The organism is Candidatus Symbiothrix dinenymphae, from assembly GCF_001431085.1.
This window is the reverse complement of sequence record NZ_BBRU01000046.1, coordinates 1-16,618: the sequence shown is the minus strand read 5'-3', so window position 1 is coordinate 16,618 and position 16,618 is coordinate 1. Positions and strand designations below refer to the sequence as shown.

The following is a 16,618-nucleotide window of genomic DNA, read 5'->3' as shown; positions in this document are numbered from 1 at the left end:
AAGTTAAATTTAAGTGGTTATTTTGGGTAGCAATAGTTTTACTCTTCGTTGGAGTTGTAACGCTAAAAATTTCGTTTTTTCAAAATTTATCTAATACCTCTTATATCGTATATCCCTGCCAACAAAATGATTCAATTCAAAATACACATTGTCAAGAACATATCTTAAATCTTGATACTTTAAATATTCAACATAAACAACAAGCAGAAATCGACAGTATTCACAATAAAAAGTCACAATAAAAATAGTATTATGTCCGAATCTCAAAACATAGAATACAAAAGCAGTTGGCATGATGATTACCTTGATTGGATCTGCGGCTTCGCCAACGCGCAAGGCGGCAAAATCTACATCGGCAAAGACGACAGCGGCAATGTCATTGGCATTGCCGACTACAAAGATTTGATGGAAAAAATCCCCAACAAAATCAAAAATCAGTTGGGCATTACTGCCGAAGTCAATCTTTTGCAGGAAGATGGCAAACATTACATAGAAATTGCTGTACAGCCTTATTCCGTGCCTATTTCATTGCGTGGCAGGTATTTTTATCGTAGCGGCAGCGTGAAACAGGAATTGACAGGCGCAGCACTGAACGAGTTTTTATTGGAGCGCATTGGCAAAAAGTGGGACAGCGTGCCTGTTCCAAATGTTCAGGTAGAAGATTTGAAAGCGGATGCTTTTACTTTTTTCAAAGAAAAAGGCATCAAAAGCGGTCGCATTGATGAAGACAGCCGCAACGATACGCCCTTGCAAGTGCTTGAAAACCTGAAACTTGTCGATAAAAACCTGTTGAACAGAGCCGCCGTGATGCTCTTTCACCCCGACCCTGAAAAATTTGTGTCGGGTGCGTATATCAAAATCGGTTTTTTTCGCACCGACAGCGATTTACTGTTTCAGGACGAAATACACGGAAATTTCTTTGAGCAGGTCGAAAAAACAATGGATTTTTTGCTGACAAAATACACCAAAGCGTTGATTTCTTATGAAGGACTTACGCGGGTTGAAACTTACGAATATCCCAAAGATGCCTTGCGCGAGGCATTGCTGAATGCTGTTGCGCACAAGGATTATACGGGTCCGTATCCGATTCAAATCAGCGTGTATGCCGACAAAATTATGATGTGGAATTACGGACGATTGCCCGAAAATTGGACGGTTGAAGATTTGCTCGACAAACATTCTTCTCAACCCCGCAATCCTGATATTGCAACCGCCTTCTTCCGAAGCGGTTATGTGGAATCGTGGGGACGGGGAATGGATAAAATGAAAAATCTGTGCATTGAAGCCAAAATTCCTGTTCCTCAATTTTCCTGCAAAGGCAACGATTTTTGGACAATCTTCCGCAAAGACATTTACAACAAAGAGGATTTGAGTAAGTTAGGGCTGAATGAAAGGCAGATAGATGCGTTAATATTTTTCAAGGCGAAAGGCGAAATAGTAAGTTCTGAATATATGAAACGATATAATATTGCAGAACGAACAGCACGAAATGATTTAAGAGATTTGGCAGAAAAGAAATTGCTTAAAAAGCAAGACGACAATAAGTTATCTAAGTATGTCTTTTGATATTGCCGCTAAATTGCCGCTAAGTTGCCGCTAATGCCGCTAAAATCTGAATGTCCGATATGTCCTGTACCATACCAAGTCGGCGAAATCGCGCCATTTGTAAACAAATCTTGAGAAATCTGTTAAAAACACTTGCATATCTCAAAAAAAATACATACCTTTGTTTCCGAAATTTTGGACATCATGCTCTTTCGAGACTTGGAGGGCAACAAAAAAATAAAAAAAACACAATGAACAAAGAACAAGAAATAACCTGCTTTTGCCTTGCTCTGAAATAATTATTGTACCTTTGCAGCCGACAACAAATGATGATGGATACTACTGAATTTGGAATGGTTGCGAAAACGCTCTCCGGCTTGGAGGAAATCCTTGCCAGGGAGTTGACGGAATTGGGTGCCAACAATCTGCAAATCGGACGGCGCATGGTGTCGTTTACGGGCGACAAGGCGTTGCTCTACAAGGCTAACTTCCACTGTCGCACGGCGTTACGCATTTTGAAACCGATTGCAACGTTCAGGGCGTCAGACCCTGATGAGGTTTACAGACAACTGAAAGCCATTGATTGGTCGCAATATATCGCGCCTAAAAAGACGTTTGCCATCGACACGGTGGTCAATTCCGAGAAATTTACGCATTCCAAATTTGTGGCTTATCGGGCGAAAGATGCTATTGTGGACTGGTTTGAAGCCCATGACATGCGCCGTCCGTCTGTGAGCGTGAGCAATCCCGATGTGCAGTTGCACGTGCATATTTCGCACAAAACGGTCAGCATCTCGCTCGACAGTTCGGGCGAATCGCTTCACAAGCGGGGCTACCGTCACGAAGCCGGCGATGCTCCTCTGAATGAGGTGCTTGCGGCAGGGATGATTTTGAAAACGGGCTGGCATGGCGAGAGCCATTTTGTGGACCCGATGTGCGGCTCGGGGACGCTTCTCATTGAGGCGGTGTTGATAGCTCTGAACATCGCTCCGGGTGTTTTTCGCAAGCAATATGCCTTTGAAAAATGGGACGATTTTGATGCCGACTTGTTCGAGATGATTAGTACGGACGATTCGCACGAGCGCGAATTTGAGTTTAAGGCATTCGGCTCGGATTATTCGCAAAAAATGATTACCACCACGAAATCGAATGTAAAAAAAGCCGGACTTTCCAAATACATCGAAGCAAAGGTGTGTGCCATAAAAGACCTGCAAACGGTGCCTGAAGGCGGTATATTAGTCACCAATCCGCCGTATGGCGAGCGATTGCACCCGCGCGATTTGTTTCCAATTTATGCCGCACTCGGCGAACGAATGAAGCATATTTTCACGGGCTACGATGCCTGGATTATTTCGAGCAACACGACCGCATTCGACTACCTCGGACTGCGCCCGGCACACAAATACAACCTCATCAACGGCGACATCCCCTGTGAATACCGCCACTACGCGATTTTTAAAGGAAAACGAAAAGAATTTGTAACCGCCGCAAAGGAGGAGCATGAACCGCTGAAATTGATTCTGAACACTACACCGTAATTGCGCCAAATCCCTCGCCATACACACCGCGCGTCATGCTTTGAGAGATGAAAGCGGTGGGGTCGATGTCGTTGACGATGCGCATGATGGTGAGGGCTTCGCTCTTTTTGACTACCACGACAATCACTTTGACATTTTTTTTGGTGTACCAGCCAACACCGTCCAAAACAGTGCAACCGCGATGCAATTTATTGATTTCGGTGCTTATCAGGTCGTATTTTTCGGAAAAAATCATAAATTGTTCCGACTGACGCGCGCCGTTGATAATCATATCCACCGAATAGGAGGAGGCTGCCATCGCCACCAATCCGTACACAATTTTGGGCACACTTTCAAAAACGAGATAGGACGATGAAATAATCACTACATCGCAAAAAAGCATCGCTCTGCCAATGGAAATATTGTAAAACTTATTGATAATCAGCGCAATAATATCCGTCCCGCCGGTGCTGCCCTTGTAATTAATCACAATGCCAATCCCAACACCGCAAACAGTTCCGCCGAGTATGCACGACATGAATGCCTCTCCATCATCTATCAGCGGTGCGGTGATAAGCGATTGCAGCAGAGCCAGCAAAAAGGTCATTACAAAGACGCAGCAGATGGTTTTGAGGCTAAACTTGAAGCCAAATATCTTAACCGAAAACACCAACAAAATGGCATTGATGCTGAAATAAGTGACGGGCATTATCGCCGGAATGCCCGTTGCGTATTTCAGGAGTGCCCCAATGCCCGTCACGCCGCCGGTGGTGATTTCGGCAGGCAGGAAAAAACCCGTCCAGCCAAAGGCATAGAGGCACAAACCAATCAGGATGAACAAATCATCCTGAATTTCGCGCTTGATTGCCTTTTTGTCAAGTTTCACACTGCCCAATTTAGCCGTCGCAACGTTGGGCAATTTTGTTAATTTAAGTCGCCTCCCTGTACTTGTTTTCATTTTCGTCTTCCAAAATATTTAGGTAACTTTTGTAACGCGATTCGCTGATAAGCTGCTCTGTCACAGCCTGTTTGACTGCACATTCAGGTTCCTGCCGGTGGGTGCAATTATTGTATTTGCACTGATGTGAGAGTTTGAAAATCTCCGGAAAATAGTGCGCAATCTCCGCATCCGCCATATCAAACACGCCAAACCCCTTAATGCCCGGCGCATACATTTGGATTGTGGTTTGCGACCGCATCGTCCATCTATCCTCACCAAAATTGAGTTGGAGGCGGTCGATGTTGAACCCTGCGGCACCCAGACCTGCCAGCACTTTCACTTTTCCACCCAGCACCAGCGATTTGTTTAACACCGGATATGAAAAACCAACACCGGCTTGTGCAATCGCTGCCATCGTCATACTCATATTTTTGAAATCATGGTTGCCACCCACTTCTTTTATGAATGAAAATAAGCCTTTCGGCACGTTGAAGTTAGAAATGATACGCGGACTCAAGTCAAACGACACAAACGCATCCCCCACATAGAAGCCAAAGCCCAAGACCGTCAGGTTGAAATCCAACGCCAAGTAATTATTGGCAGAGATATTTTTCAAAAACTCACCGGCAGAAATATCCGGGTGCAAAAACGTAACAGCTTTCCCATTTTCGCCCTTACCGGGGAAAATAAAATTTTCCAAATTAAACGCATTCGTCTTATAATCCACCAGGATATTCGACACTCCCGGAATGCCAACATAGCCGCGCGCCGGACGAAGGGCGGGGTTCAAGTTGGTGCGCGTATAAGAACTGCTCACAAAATACTCCGTATTAGTAGTTTGCCCCGCCACCGAAGCAAACGCAAACAAAAACCAACCAAAAAAACATATTCTTTTCATAACTCAAAATTCTAAACTCTAAACTCTAAACTCTCATAACTCAATAGCAATCCCCCCCGCGATTTTCAATTTCAGGTCTTTCACATGAATCACATCCCTACTTGTGAGTTGAGTTTCACTTTCTTTCTTTTTCAGCTTAAAAGTTAATCCCAAATTCCGGGCATCTTTCATCTTTTCGATATTTTCCCTTCCTGAGATATTGATTGTAAGAGTGCCATCGGGAGACAGAAAAGTGTTAGGTTCACCCAACGTCACACCGGTATCCACATTGTTCTCTTTCAATATCTTTGCATCCATAGCCAATATCACCGCCATATTATGCTCTATCTTGGCAGAAATTGTAATACCCTCACCATCAGGATTGATGTTTTTGAAAAAATCGTCATACATATTGTCGGGAAAAACCTGCAGTGTGTCGGCAATTGTAAATTCAAGGTCATTAAATGTAAATGGCAGTTTGAATTTATATTTAACGTCTATCTTATTACCCTCCGGTTCGAGGCGGGCAAGCGTATCGTTAATAGACATTACAATCCTATAGACAAGACTGTCAGGAAATGATTTCTCAAATGGTGTGTCTGGTTTCTTAAACAGTACGTCTAAACCAAATTCTTTCCATTCTACGTCCTCAACAAGATGATCTGCATTGATGGGCGACAAAGTGTAAGAAACCTCCCGCTCCGGGTTGTAATCCATCGGTTTTGGAAACCACATCGTATCTGTTTCCAATAATCCATCATTCACAATGAGGCTATCAATGGTGAAGTCAGCCCCTAAATTGGTACTAAAGTCTAATTCCAAAGACGGATTTCTGAACTCCATCGTTTGCCCCTCAAAAGCCTCGCCAAATTCAGCAATATCACTAATACTCTCCCGAATCGTATCTTTTCCCGCAATAGAACACTCCAAATAGACCATTTCGATTTGGTCATCGGGCGCAGGTACCATTTTCATAATAAATGTTTGCGTGGGGGAATCATCAAATATTATTTTTCTATTTTCTGCGGTTGCGCCGTCCGGAAATACAGCTTCCAATGTATAAGCGATTGAGTCCGGCTTATAATCGGGAGCATCTTCATCAGCAAACGTCAAAATGTCAATTTCTTTCTCTCTTGTACCTATTCTGCTTGAATCAATGGTCATCACGTCTTTTTGAACGTCTTTAAACTTAAAATTTTCGGGGTAGTCTATTGTTAACCGAAACGTGCCACCCGGAGACAGTTTTATGCCCTTTATTTCAACACTTACCGTGATAGGAAATGTTTTATAGACCACCCTTTTGGGGTCAATTGTAAAATTGCTTCCTGTCCCCTCCTCTTCCGCGGGCTTCTCTATCACAAATTCTGTTTTTGTTTCACTTAATACAACCGTATCTTTGTTGACAACCGTGATTGCATCGCTACTCTCGGGGCGTCTTATGGTCAACTGAGTAGTATCATTTACAGGGCTCATCACCGGCACATCAAAATTAGGGAGGTCTGTTGTGACAGGTTCGCCTTCAAATTCAAAATACAGGACACTGTCAATGGCATTTTCAACCTTTATGCCGTTGTACACACTATCTATCTGCTCTTTGAGCAAGATAGGCGCCAATTCACCGACCGGAACAGTTATATCAGAACCAATCACCGCCGTCTTATCCAAGTCGTCTATGTTGTATTTAGCATCAACACAAGCCGACAACAAAGACACAAACACCCCACCCAACAGAGCAAAACTAACTGACTTTTTCATATTTTTATCGTTATTTTTAAATTCCGGCTGCAAAGGTACGAAAAAATTATGAGTTATGAGTTTGAAAGGCATTCCCTTATTTTCAGCCGCATTCAACTGCCGAAGAAATAATTGTGCAACGAGCCGTAAGATTCTTTATATAAGCTGAACGATTCCTCCAAAATTGTGATTGCTGTGGCTTTGTCGAACATTTTTTCGACCACTACGGTTTTGTTTTCCAATTTTTTGTAGTCTTCAAAAAAGCTCATGGTTTCCGACACAATATGCGATGGCAAATCCCCGATATTGTTGTAATGGTTCATGCTGGGGTCGCCCGCTGCAACGGCAATAATTTTGTCGTCCGCCTCGCCATTGTCCAACATACGCATCACGCCAATGATTCTGGACGGCACAATGCACAAGGGCACCACCTCAATCTGCGAAAGTATCAGGATGTCCAACGGGTCTTTGTCGCCGCAATAAGTTTGCGGAATAAACCCGTAATTTGCCGGATAATATACCGAAGAATACAAAACACGGTCGAGTTGCAAAAGCCCGCTCACTTTGTCGAGTTCATACTTGGCGCGCGTACCCTTAGGTATTTCAATAATGCCATTAACAATGTCAGGCTTGTTATAGCCCGGCGAAACGTGGTGCCATGGATTGAAGTTGTGCATAACAAAAAATTTTTCTGCAAAGGTATGTATAATTTTTCAAAATTCGGAAAATTTTATCTAATTTTGCACTTATGGCAGGCATCTACTTTCATATTCCATTTTGCAAAACACGCTGCATCTATTGCGACTTCTTTTCAGTTACCAGTTACCAGTTACCAGTTGGCAGTTACCGGTTACCGATTTCGGAGTATGTGGAGGCACTTTGTTGTGAACTTCGGCTACGGTGCGATTATTTGCAAAATCAGCCCGTTGACACAATTTATTTCGGCGGTGGCACACCCACGCAACTTTCCGCAGCCCACTTTGAAAAAATTTTCTCCGTCATTGCGGGCTTGCCCCGCAACCCCCTGCCAAAAATCACCCTAAAAATCACCCCTGAGGTTACTCTCGAAGCCAACCCGGACGACCTCACCGCCGCCTACCTCGAAAACCTCCGCCCCTTGCCGTTCAATCGCCTAAGCATCGGCGTCCAAAGTTTCAACGACAGCGAGTTGAAATTTCTCCATCGCCGCCACGATGCGCAGACTGCCATTGAAGCCGTCACGCGGGCGCAAAAATGCGGCTTCGACAATATCAGCATCGACCTGATGTATGGTTTGCCCAATCAGACGCTCGAAACGTGGCAATCTACTCTCAATCAAGCAATTGCGCTGGGCGTGCAACATATTTCTGCCTACCATATTATATATGAAGAAGGAACTGTGCTGCATAAATTGTTGGAACAAAAGAAAATCACTGAAATAGGCGAAGAAACAAGCCTCAAAATGTTTGAAATGTTGATTGACACACTTGCAGGAGCCGGTTTTGTGCAATATGAAATTTCCAATTTTGCACTGTCGGGCTACGAATCGCGGCACAATTCCGCCTATTGGTCGGGCAAGCATTATCTTGGCATCGGTGCTGCGGCACATTCCTACAATGGGGTCAGTCGGCAGTGGAACAGTTACCAGTTACCAGTTACCAGTTTTCAGTTACCAGTTAGCAGTTACCATTCACCCTCTACCTTTCACCCTTTACCTTCCACCTTTCACCCTTTACCCTTTGCTTCGTACCTTGATTTTGCGCCGGAGGTTGAGGTGATTGATGCGCGGATGGCTTATAACGACTTTATTATCACCCGTTTGCGTACTATGCGCGGGATTGATTTGGATGAGATGGCTTCGCTGTTTGGTTCAGAACGGCGCGACAAGTGCCTGCAACACGCTAAACGCTATTTAGCGGGCGGTCTTTTGACCGTTGCTAAACAGCGTTTATGCCTTAGTCGTGCCGGCATTTTTGTTTCTGACGGCATCATGGCTGATTTGATGATTTAGTGAACGAGTGTTCCCCAGCACCATCATTTGGCGATATCCGCGGGGGGCGCAATCAGTTTGTAGCCCTTGCTGTGGATGTTCAGGATTTCGATGCGTTCATCGTCTTTCACTAGCTTGCGCAACTTGGTGATGTAAACATCCATGCTGCGGGCATTGAAATAGTTGTTTTCGCCCCAAATCGCTTTCAAAGCGGCATCACGGTCGAGCAGGTCGTTCATGTTGTCGCACAAGAGGGTCAGCAAATCGCTCTCTTTGGTGGTCAATTTGCTGGCATTGGAGCCGCAAAACAGCGTTTGTTTTTGCCAATCGAACGTGTATTTTCCGAAGATGTACGGACCTTCTTTGGGTGGTTTTCGACCACGCACACGGCGGAGAATGGCTTCGATACGCAGCAACAACTCTTCCATCCTGAACGGCTTGGTCAGATAGTCATCGGCACCCGCCTTAAACCCTTCCACAATATCTTCTTGCATGTTTTTGGCAGTCAAAAAGATAATGGGGATGTTGGCATTGAACGACCGAATGTCACGCGCCAACGTGAAACCATCCTTTTTCGGCATCATCACATCCAAAATACACAAATCGTACTTGGCATTCCCAAACGAGGCTTCTCCCGCTTCTCCATCGGGAAACAAGTCCACCAAAAAGCCCTTGGCTTGCAGATACTCACTCAAGAGTAACCCTAAATTCTCATCGTCTTCACACATGAAGACTCTCACTTTTTCTTCCATAACTTTATATTTTAATTATCAATTATCAATTACCAATTACCAATTATCAATTATCAATTACTCATTGGTAATTGGTAATTGTATGATGAATTTCGTGCCTACGCCTATCTCACTCACTGCTTTTATGGAACCATCCAACTCCGTGATGATGCGTTTGACATACGCCAATCCCAATCCGAAGCCTTTCACATCGTGCCTATTGCCGGTGTGCGCCCGATAGAACCGGTCAAAAATCCGCTTTGTGTCCTCCTTTTTAATGCCAATACCGTTGTCCTCGATGGTTATTTGAATTTTATCGCCCACATTTTTCGTGCGCGCCATCAATTCCAACGGCACTTTGTGCTTGCGATATTTGATGGCATTCTCCATCAAATTGAACAGCACATTGGTGAAGTGCATTTTGTCCACCGCAATGGTCGAATCCATCGCACCCAAATCCACATCTATCGTGCCCCCGACTTTTTCAACATGCAAAGCAACCGTGCTTGCAACACTGGCTATCAGGTCGTTAGCATCCAATTTTGATTTTTTGAATTGAATTGCTTTGTTGTCGAACAGCGACATCTGCAACACTTTATCGACCAAAAACACCAAGCGTTTACTCTCATCGCTGATGACCTGCTTGGCATGTTCCAACAATTGCGGCGACTGATTGACCTCCGCATCGCTCAATGTCTGAGCAGCCAATGAGATACCTGCAACGGGTGTTTTCAGTTCGTGGGTCATATTGTTGATAAAGTCGTTTTTAATCTCCGTCAGTTTTTTCTGTCGGAATAATATGTAAATCGTTGAAACAAAAACAATTAGCAACACAAGCGTAAACCCGACCGACGGAATGATAAAGCCTATCGAATCAAGCATATATTGATGCTGGGTCGGAAACGCCACTTGAAGCGTATAAAGATTGCTGCCGCTGTCTTTCGGAAACAACATCTGCGAATAAACATGCTTCAAATTATCGGGGTCATAGCCCTGACCTTTGTAAATGACTTGCTTGTTGCGATTTAGAACAGCAAAGACAAACGGTGCAGTCAAGTTGTTGTTAGCCAACTCCGCATGGATATTTTTTTCCAAATCAGGAAAATCAATTCGCTCTTCAATCGGCTTTTCGCTCGCTTTCAAGGCGTTTTTGATGACCCGTTCCAACAAATTTTGCTGGTAAAAATACCGGTCTTCCAGCACCATTTGAATATGCAGAGAAGCCGTATTAATGTTGTTTTTGCCAAAACTGGAAGATAGTCCGCGCACATGCGTCTCGATGGAAGACGTCAATTCCGGAGGCGTAACCTGTGGCACAAACGGCTTCTTATGGAGGGATTTTCGGTTGAAAGTAAAAATTTGTTCTGCGAGGTACTGCTTCGTTTCGTCCAATTCCAAATTGTAGGACACCTGATACAGGCTTCGGCGCACAGCATCCTCAAACTGCGCCTCCTGCGTGTTCAAAATGATACGCACATAGTTGATTTGCAGGTACAACAACCCCCAGAACGCGAAAACCATCACGCCAGCCAACATCCATATAGCAGACCTCCTCATCATAATATTGAACTTTTTGCCATTTCAGGAGGCAAAGTTAGTGGAAAAAATTTTAACATTTGCCGAAAATGAAAAATTTTTGAGTGCGAAATGTTAAAATTATAAAATAAAGTGGCATTTGGCAGGTGGCATAACTCATAACTTTTTCTTACCTTTGCACCAAAATTTGAAAAACGATAATTATGGCAGCTATTAAAAATGTGTTGGAACAAGCTGAGGCAAAGATGCTTCAGTCGGTAACTTTTTTGGAGGAGGCTCTGGTGCGCATCCGCGCCGGAAAGGCTAATGTGCATATCTTGGACGGCGTGAAGGTGGAATCTTACGGCAGTTTGATGCCTCTGACAAGTGTGGCAACGGTTTCTACGCCCGATGCGAAGACAATTACGGTTCTTCCTTGGGACAAAACCATGCTACAGCCCATTGAAAAGGCATTGATGGACTCCGAAGTGGGCATCACGCCCGAAAACAATGGCGAAATCATCCGTCTGGGCATCCCACCCCTGACCGAAGAACGTCGCAAAATGCTTGTCAAACAGACACGCACCGATGCGGAAAATGCAAAAATAGGCGTCCGCAACGTCCGCCGCGACGCCAACGACACCATCAAAAAGGCAGTCAAAGAAGGCACCCCCGAAGACGAAGGCAAAGAAACCGAAGCAGCCATCCAAAAAATGCACGACAAATACCTGAAAAAATTGGATGAGTTGATTGCAGCAAAAGAACGCGAAATAATGACAGTCTGAACAGTTACCAGTTAGCAGTTACCAGTTACCAACTGTGATAACTGATAACTGGTAACTGGTAACTGATAACTGGTAACTGAAATGGGATTAGTTGTAAAAAATACGGGTAGTAGCTATTTGGTTCGGTTGGATGATGGGGAATTGGTTGAGGCGAAACTTAAGGGGAATTTTCGCCTCAAAGATATTCAGAGCACGAGTCCAATCGCGATTGGCGATGTTGTGAGCATTGAGCGCAATGCTGACGGGGCAACGCATATCTATGAAATTGGCGACCGCAAAAACTATATCGTGCGCCGCTCGTCCAATCTGTCGAAACAATCGCATATCCTGGCGGCTAATCTGGACCAGGCTTTTCTGGTTGTAACTGTCAATCATCCTGTTACGAGCACCACTTTTATCGACCGATTTTTGGCTACTGCGGAGGCTTATCGCATCCCTGCGGCACTGATATTCAACAAGATAGACTGCATCAACACCGATGAGCAGGAGTATATGCACACGCTGATTCGGCTTTACAAGTCGATTGGCTATCCTTGCCATCAGATTTCGGCAACGGAGGATGTGGACGTCAGGGAGCGGTTAATCACACCCCTGCAAGGCAAAACAACGCTGTTTGCGGGGCATTCGGGCGTGGGCAAATCCACACTCATCAATCGCCTCATTCCGGGTGCGAAGCAAAAGACGCACGCCATTTCGGACTACCATAATAAAGGGATGCACACGACCACTTTTTCGGAGATGCTTGCCCTGCCTGATGGTGGCTATATCATTGATACACCGGGCATTAAGGGGTTTGGCGTGTTTGATATGGCGGATGCGGAGATTGCGCACTATTTTCCGGAGATTTTCAAACTCTCACATCAGTGCAAATACAATAATTGCACCCACCGGCAGGAACCTGAATGTGCAGTCAAACAGGCTGTGACAGAGCAGCTTATCAGCGAATCGCGTTACAAAAGTTACCTAAATATTTTGGAAGACGAAAATGAAAACAAGTACAGGGAGGCGACTTAAATTAACAAAATTGCCCAACGTTGCGACGGCTAAATTGGGCAGTGTGAAACTTGACAAAAAGGCAATCAAGCGCGAAATTCAGGATGATTTGTTCATCCTGATTGGTTTGTGCCTCTATGCCTTTGGCTGGACGGGTTTTTTCCTGCCTGCCGAAATCACCACCGGCGGCGTGACGGGCATTGGGGCACTCCTGAAATACGCAACGGGCATTCCGGCGATAATGCCCGTCACTTATTTCAGCATCAATGCCATTTTGTTGGTGTTTTCGGTTAAGATATTTGGCTTCAAGTTTAGCCTCAAAACCATCTGCTGCGTCTTTGTAATGACCTTTTTGCTGGCTCTGCTGCAATCGCTTATCACCGCACCGCTGATAGATGATGGAGAGGCATTCATGTCGTGCATACTCGGCGGAACTGTTTGCGGTGTTGGGATTGGCATTGTGATTAATTACAAGGGCAGCACCGGCGGGACGGATATTATTGCGCTGATTATCAATAAGTTTTACAATATTTCCATTGGCAGAGCGATGCTTTTTTGCGATGTAGTGATTATTTCATCGTCCTATCTCGTTTTTGAAAGTGTGCCCAAAATTGTGTACGGATTGGTGGCGATGGCAGCCTCCTCCTATTCGGTGGATATGATTATCAACGGCGCGCGTCAGTCGGAACAATTTATGATTTTTTCCGAAAAATACGACCTGATAAGCACCGAAATCAATAAATTGCATCGCGGTTGCACTGTTTTGGACGGTGTTGGCTGGTACACCAAAAAAAATGTCAAAGTGATTGTCGTGGTAGTCAAAAAGAGCGAAGCCCTCACCATCATGCGCATCGTCAACGACATCGACCCCACCGCTTTCATCTCTCAAAGCATGACGCGCGGTGTGTATGGCGAGGGATTTGGCGCAATTACGGTGTAGTGTTCAGAATCAATTTCAGCGGTTCATGCTCCTCCTTTGCGGCGGTTACAAATTCTTTTCGTTTTCCTTTAAAAATCGCGTAGTGGCGGTATTCACAGGGGATGTCGCCGTTGATGAGGTTGTATTTGTGTGCCGGGCGCAGTCCGAGGTAGTCGAATGCGGTCGTGTTGCTCGAAATAATCCAGGCATCGTAGCCCGTGAAAATATGCTTCATTCGTTCGCCGAGTGCGGCATAAATTGGAAACAAATCGCGCGGGTGCAATCGCTCGCCATACGGCGGATTGGTGACTAATATACCGCCTTCAGGCACCGTTTGCAGGTCTTTTATGGCACACACCTTTGCTTCGATGTATTTGGAAAGTCCGGCTTTTTTTACATTCGATTTCGTGGTGGTAATCATTTTTTGCGAATAATCCGAGCCGAATGCCTTAAACTCAAATTCGCGCTCGTGCGAATCGTCCGTACTAATCATCTCGAACAAGTCGGCATCAAAATCGTCCCATTTTTCAAAGGCATATTGCTTGCGAAAAACACCCGGAGCGATGTTCAGAGCTATCAACACCGCCTCAATGAGAAGCGTCCCCGAGCCGCACATCGGGTCCACAAAATGGCTCTCGCCATGCCAGCCCGTTTTCAAAATCATCCCTGCCGCAAGCACCTCATTCAGAGGAGCATCGCCGGCTTCGTGACGGTAGCCCCGCTTGTGAAGCGATTCGCCCGAACTGTCGAGCGAGATGCTGACCGTTTTGTGCGAAATATGCACGTGCAACTGCACATCGGGATTGCTCACGCTCACAGACGGACGGCGCATGTCATGGGCTTCAAACCAGTCCACAATAGCATCTTTCGCCCGATAAGCCACAAATTTGGAATGCGTAAATTTCTCGGAATTGACCACCGTGTCGATGGCAAACGTCTTTTTAGGCGCGATATATTGCGACCAATCAATGGCTTTCAGTTGTCTGTAAACCTCATCAGGGTCTGACGCCCTGAACGTTGCAATCGGTTTCAAAATGCGTAACGCCGTGCGACAGTGGAAGTTAGCCTTGTAGAGCAACGCCTTGTCGCCCGTAAACGACACCATGCGCCGTCCGATTTGCAGATTGTTGGCACCCAATTCCGTCAACTCCCTGGCAAGGATTTCCTCCAAGCCGGAGAGCGTTTTCGCAACCATTCCAAATTCAGTAGTATCCATCATCATTTGTTGTCGGCTGCAAAGGTACAATAATTATTTCAGAGCAAGGCAAAAGCAGGTTATTTCTTGTTCTTTGTTCATTGTGTTTTTTTTATTTTTTTGTTGCCCTCCAAGTCTCGAAAGAGCATGATGTCCAAAATTTCGGAAACAAAGGTATGTATTTTTTTTGAGATATGCAAGTGTTTTTAACAGATTTCTCAAGATTTGTTTACAAATGGCGCGATTTCGCCGACTTGGTATGGTACAGGACATATCGGACATTCAGATTTTAGCGGCATTAGCGGCAACTTAGCGGCAATTTAGCGGCAATATCAAAAGACATACTTAGATAACTTATTGTCGTCTTGCTTTTTAAGCAATTTCTTTTCTGCCAAATCTCTTAAATCATTTCGTGCTGTTCGTTCTGCAATATTATATCGTTTCATATATTCAGAACTTACTATTTCGCCTTTCGCCTTGAAAAATATTAACGCATCTATCTGCCTTTCATTCAGCCCTAACTTACTCAAATCCTCTTTGTTGTAAATGTCTTTGCGGAAGATTGTCCAAAAATCGTTGCCTTTGCAGGAAAATTGAGGAACAGGAATTTTGGCTTCAATGCACAGATTTTTCATTTTATCCATTCCCCGTCCCCACGATTCCACATAACCGCTTCGGAAGAAGGCGGTTGCAATATCAGGATTGCGGGGTTGAGAAGAATGTTTGTCGAGCAAATCTTCAACCGTCCAATTTTCGGGCAATCGTCCGTAATTCCACATCATAATTTTGTCGGCATACACGCTGATTTGAATCGGATACGGACCCGTATAATCCTTGTGCGCAACAGCATTCAGCAATGCCTCGCGCAAGGCATCTTTGGGATATTCGTAAGTTTCAACCCGCGTAAGTCCTTCATAAGAAATCAACGCTTTGGTGTATTTTGTCAGCAAAAAATCCATTGTTTTTTCGACCTGCTCAAAGAAATTTCCGTGTATTTCGTCCTGAAACAGTAAATCGCTGTCGGTGCGAAAAAAACCGATTTTGATATACGCACCCGACACAAATTTTTCAGGGTCGGGGTGAAAGAGCATCACGGCGGCTCTGTTCAACAGGTTTTTATCGACAAGTTTCAGGTTTTCAAGCACTTGCAAGGGCGTATCGTTGCGGCTGTCTTCATCAATGCGACCGCTTTTGATGCCTTTTTCTTTGAAAAAAGTAAAAGCATCCGCTTTCAAATCTTCTACCTGAACATTTGGAACAGGCACGCTGTCCCACTTTTTGCCAATGCGCTCCAATAAAAACTCGTTCAGTGCTGCGCCTGTCAATTCCTGTTTCACGCTGCCGCTACGATAAAAATACCTGCCACGCAATGAAATAGGCACGGAATAAGGCTGTACAGCAATTTCTATGTAATGTTTGCCATCTTCCTGCAAAAGATTGACTTCGGCAGTAATGCCCAACTGATTTTTGATTTTGTTGGGGATTTTTTCCATCAAATCTTTGTAGTCGGCAATGCCAATGACATTGCCGCTGTCGTCTTTGCCGATGTAGATTTTGCCGCCTTGCGCGTTGGCGAAGCCGCAGATCCAATCAAGGTAATCATCATGCCAACTGCTTTTGTATTCTATGTTTTGAGATTCGGACATAATACTATTTTTATTGTGACTTTTTATTGTGAATACTGTCGATTTCTGCTTGTTGTTTATGTTGAATATTTAAAGTATCAAGATTTAAGATATGTTCTTGACAATGTGTATTTTGAATTGAATCATTTTGTTGGCAGGGATATACGATATAAGAGGTATTAGATAAATTTTGAAAAAACGAAATTTTTAGCGTTACAACTCCAACGAAGAGTAAAACTATTGCTACCCAAAATAACCACTTAAATTTAACTT

General features: G+C 44.5%; 14 protein-coding genes and 2 pseudogenes. 7 read left to right on the top strand and 9 right to left on the bottom strand.

From position 1 onward, the window contains the following. From ASC50_RS07425 to ASC50_RS00885, 3 genes and pseudogenes are all read left to right on the top strand, one after another. Window positions 1–242 (top strand): hypothetical protein (locus tag ASC50_RS07425; protein ID WP_226995301.1); only part of this gene is annotated, 242 nt, incomplete at its 5' end. Window positions 243–252: 10 nt separating this feature from the next. After that, entirely contained in the window at window positions 253–1,566 is a 1,314-nt protein-coding gene (locus ASC50_RS00890; protein WP_055430727.1) for an ATP-binding protein, read from the top strand. Between the two features lie 332 nt (window positions 1,567–1,898). Then, window positions 1,899–3,050 (top strand): annotated as a pseudogene (locus tag ASC50_RS00885) (THUMP domain-containing class I SAM-dependent RNA methyltransferase); the annotation flags it as partial. Between the two features lie 22 nt (window positions 3,051–3,072). Here ASC50_RS00885 and ASC50_RS00880 read toward each other — a convergent pair. The 4 genes from ASC50_RS00880 to ASC50_RS00865 all read right to left on the bottom strand — a co-directional run bounded on the left by ASC50_RS00880 (window position 3,073) and on the right by ASC50_RS00865 (window position 7,290). Beyond that, on the bottom strand, window positions 3,073–4,020 hold the full coding sequence (locus tag ASC50_RS00880) for a YitT family protein (RefSeq protein ID WP_082592008.1): 948 nt from the start codon (window positions 4,018–4,020) through the stop codon (window positions 3,073–3,075). Next, window positions 3,992–4,900, bottom strand: a complete 909-nt coding sequence (locus ASC50_RS07420; protein ID WP_056928585.1) for a DUF5723 family protein — start codon at window positions 4,898–4,900, stop codon at window positions 3,992–3,994. The genes ASC50_RS00880 and ASC50_RS07420 overlap by 29 nt, the downstream gene beginning before the upstream one ends. A 33-nt stretch (window positions 4,901–4,933) precedes the next feature. Next, entirely contained in the window at window positions 4,934–6,634 is a 1,701-nt protein-coding gene (locus tag ASC50_RS00870; protein ID WP_158648227.1) for a hypothetical protein, read from the bottom strand. A gap of 92 nt (window positions 6,635–6,726) precedes the next feature. Further along, entirely contained in the window at window positions 6,727–7,290 is a 564-nt protein-coding gene (locus tag ASC50_RS00865) for an inorganic diphosphatase (RefSeq protein WP_055430721.1), read from the bottom strand. A gap of 71 nt (window positions 7,291–7,361) precedes the next feature. Here ASC50_RS00865 and hemW point away from each other — a divergent pair, with 71 nt between their 5' ends. After that, window positions 7,362–8,603, top strand: coding sequence for a radical SAM family heme chaperone HemW (gene hemW, locus ASC50_RS00860; protein WP_055430722.1), 1,242 nt, complete (start codon window positions 7,362–7,364; stop codon window positions 8,601–8,603). Window positions 8,604–8,626: 23 nt separating this feature from the next. Here hemW and rprY read toward each other — a convergent pair whose 3' ends face one another. Continuing rightward, on the bottom strand, window positions 8,627–9,334 hold the full coding sequence (rprY, locus tag ASC50_RS00855) for a response regulator transcription factor RprY (protein ID WP_055430723.1): 708 nt from the start codon (window positions 9,332–9,334) through the stop codon (window positions 8,627–8,629). 57 nt (window positions 9,335–9,391) lie between these two features. Continuing rightward, entirely contained in the window at window positions 9,392–10,870 is a 1,479-nt protein-coding gene (locus ASC50_RS00850; RefSeq protein ID WP_055430766.1) for a sensor histidine kinase, read from the bottom strand. A 182-nt stretch (window positions 10,871–11,052) separates the two neighbouring features. Between ASC50_RS00850 and frr the strand changes: the two genes are divergently transcribed. From frr to ASC50_RS00835, 3 genes are all read left to right on the top strand, one after another. Then, entirely contained in the window at window positions 11,053–11,613 is a 561-nt protein-coding gene (frr, locus tag ASC50_RS00845) for a ribosome recycling factor (RefSeq protein WP_055430724.1), read from the top strand. An 81-nt stretch (window positions 11,614–11,694) separates the two neighbouring features. After that, window positions 11,695–12,627 (top strand): ribosome small subunit-dependent GTPase A, encoded by a 933-nt coding sequence (rsgA, locus tag ASC50_RS00840; RefSeq protein WP_055430725.1) that lies wholly within the window; start codon window positions 11,695–11,697, stop codon window positions 12,625–12,627. After that, window positions 12,599–13,546: a YitT family protein gene (locus ASC50_RS00835; protein WP_082592008.1), complete on the top strand. Its 948-nt coding sequence runs from the start codon at window positions 12,599–12,601 to the stop codon at window positions 13,544–13,546. Before rsgA ends, ASC50_RS00835 begins: the two co-directional genes overlap by 29 nt. Before the next feature lie 22 nt (window positions 13,547–13,568). Here the strand turns inward: ASC50_RS00835 and ASC50_RS00830 are convergent. The 3 genes and pseudogenes from ASC50_RS00830 to ASC50_RS07415 form a co-directional block, all read right to left on the bottom strand. Further along, window positions 13,569–14,720, bottom strand: a pseudogene (locus ASC50_RS00830) (THUMP domain-containing class I SAM-dependent RNA methyltransferase); the annotation flags it as partial. Between the two features lie 332 nt (window positions 14,721–15,052). Next, window positions 15,053–16,366 (bottom strand): ATP-binding protein, encoded by a 1,314-nt coding sequence (locus ASC50_RS00825; RefSeq protein WP_055430727.1) that lies wholly within the window; start codon window positions 16,364–16,366, stop codon window positions 15,053–15,055. A 10-nt stretch (window positions 16,367–16,376) separates the two neighbouring features. Then, a partial coding sequence (locus ASC50_RS07415) for a hypothetical protein (RefSeq protein WP_226995301.1) occupies window positions 16,377–16,618 on the bottom strand: 242 nt, incomplete at its 5' end.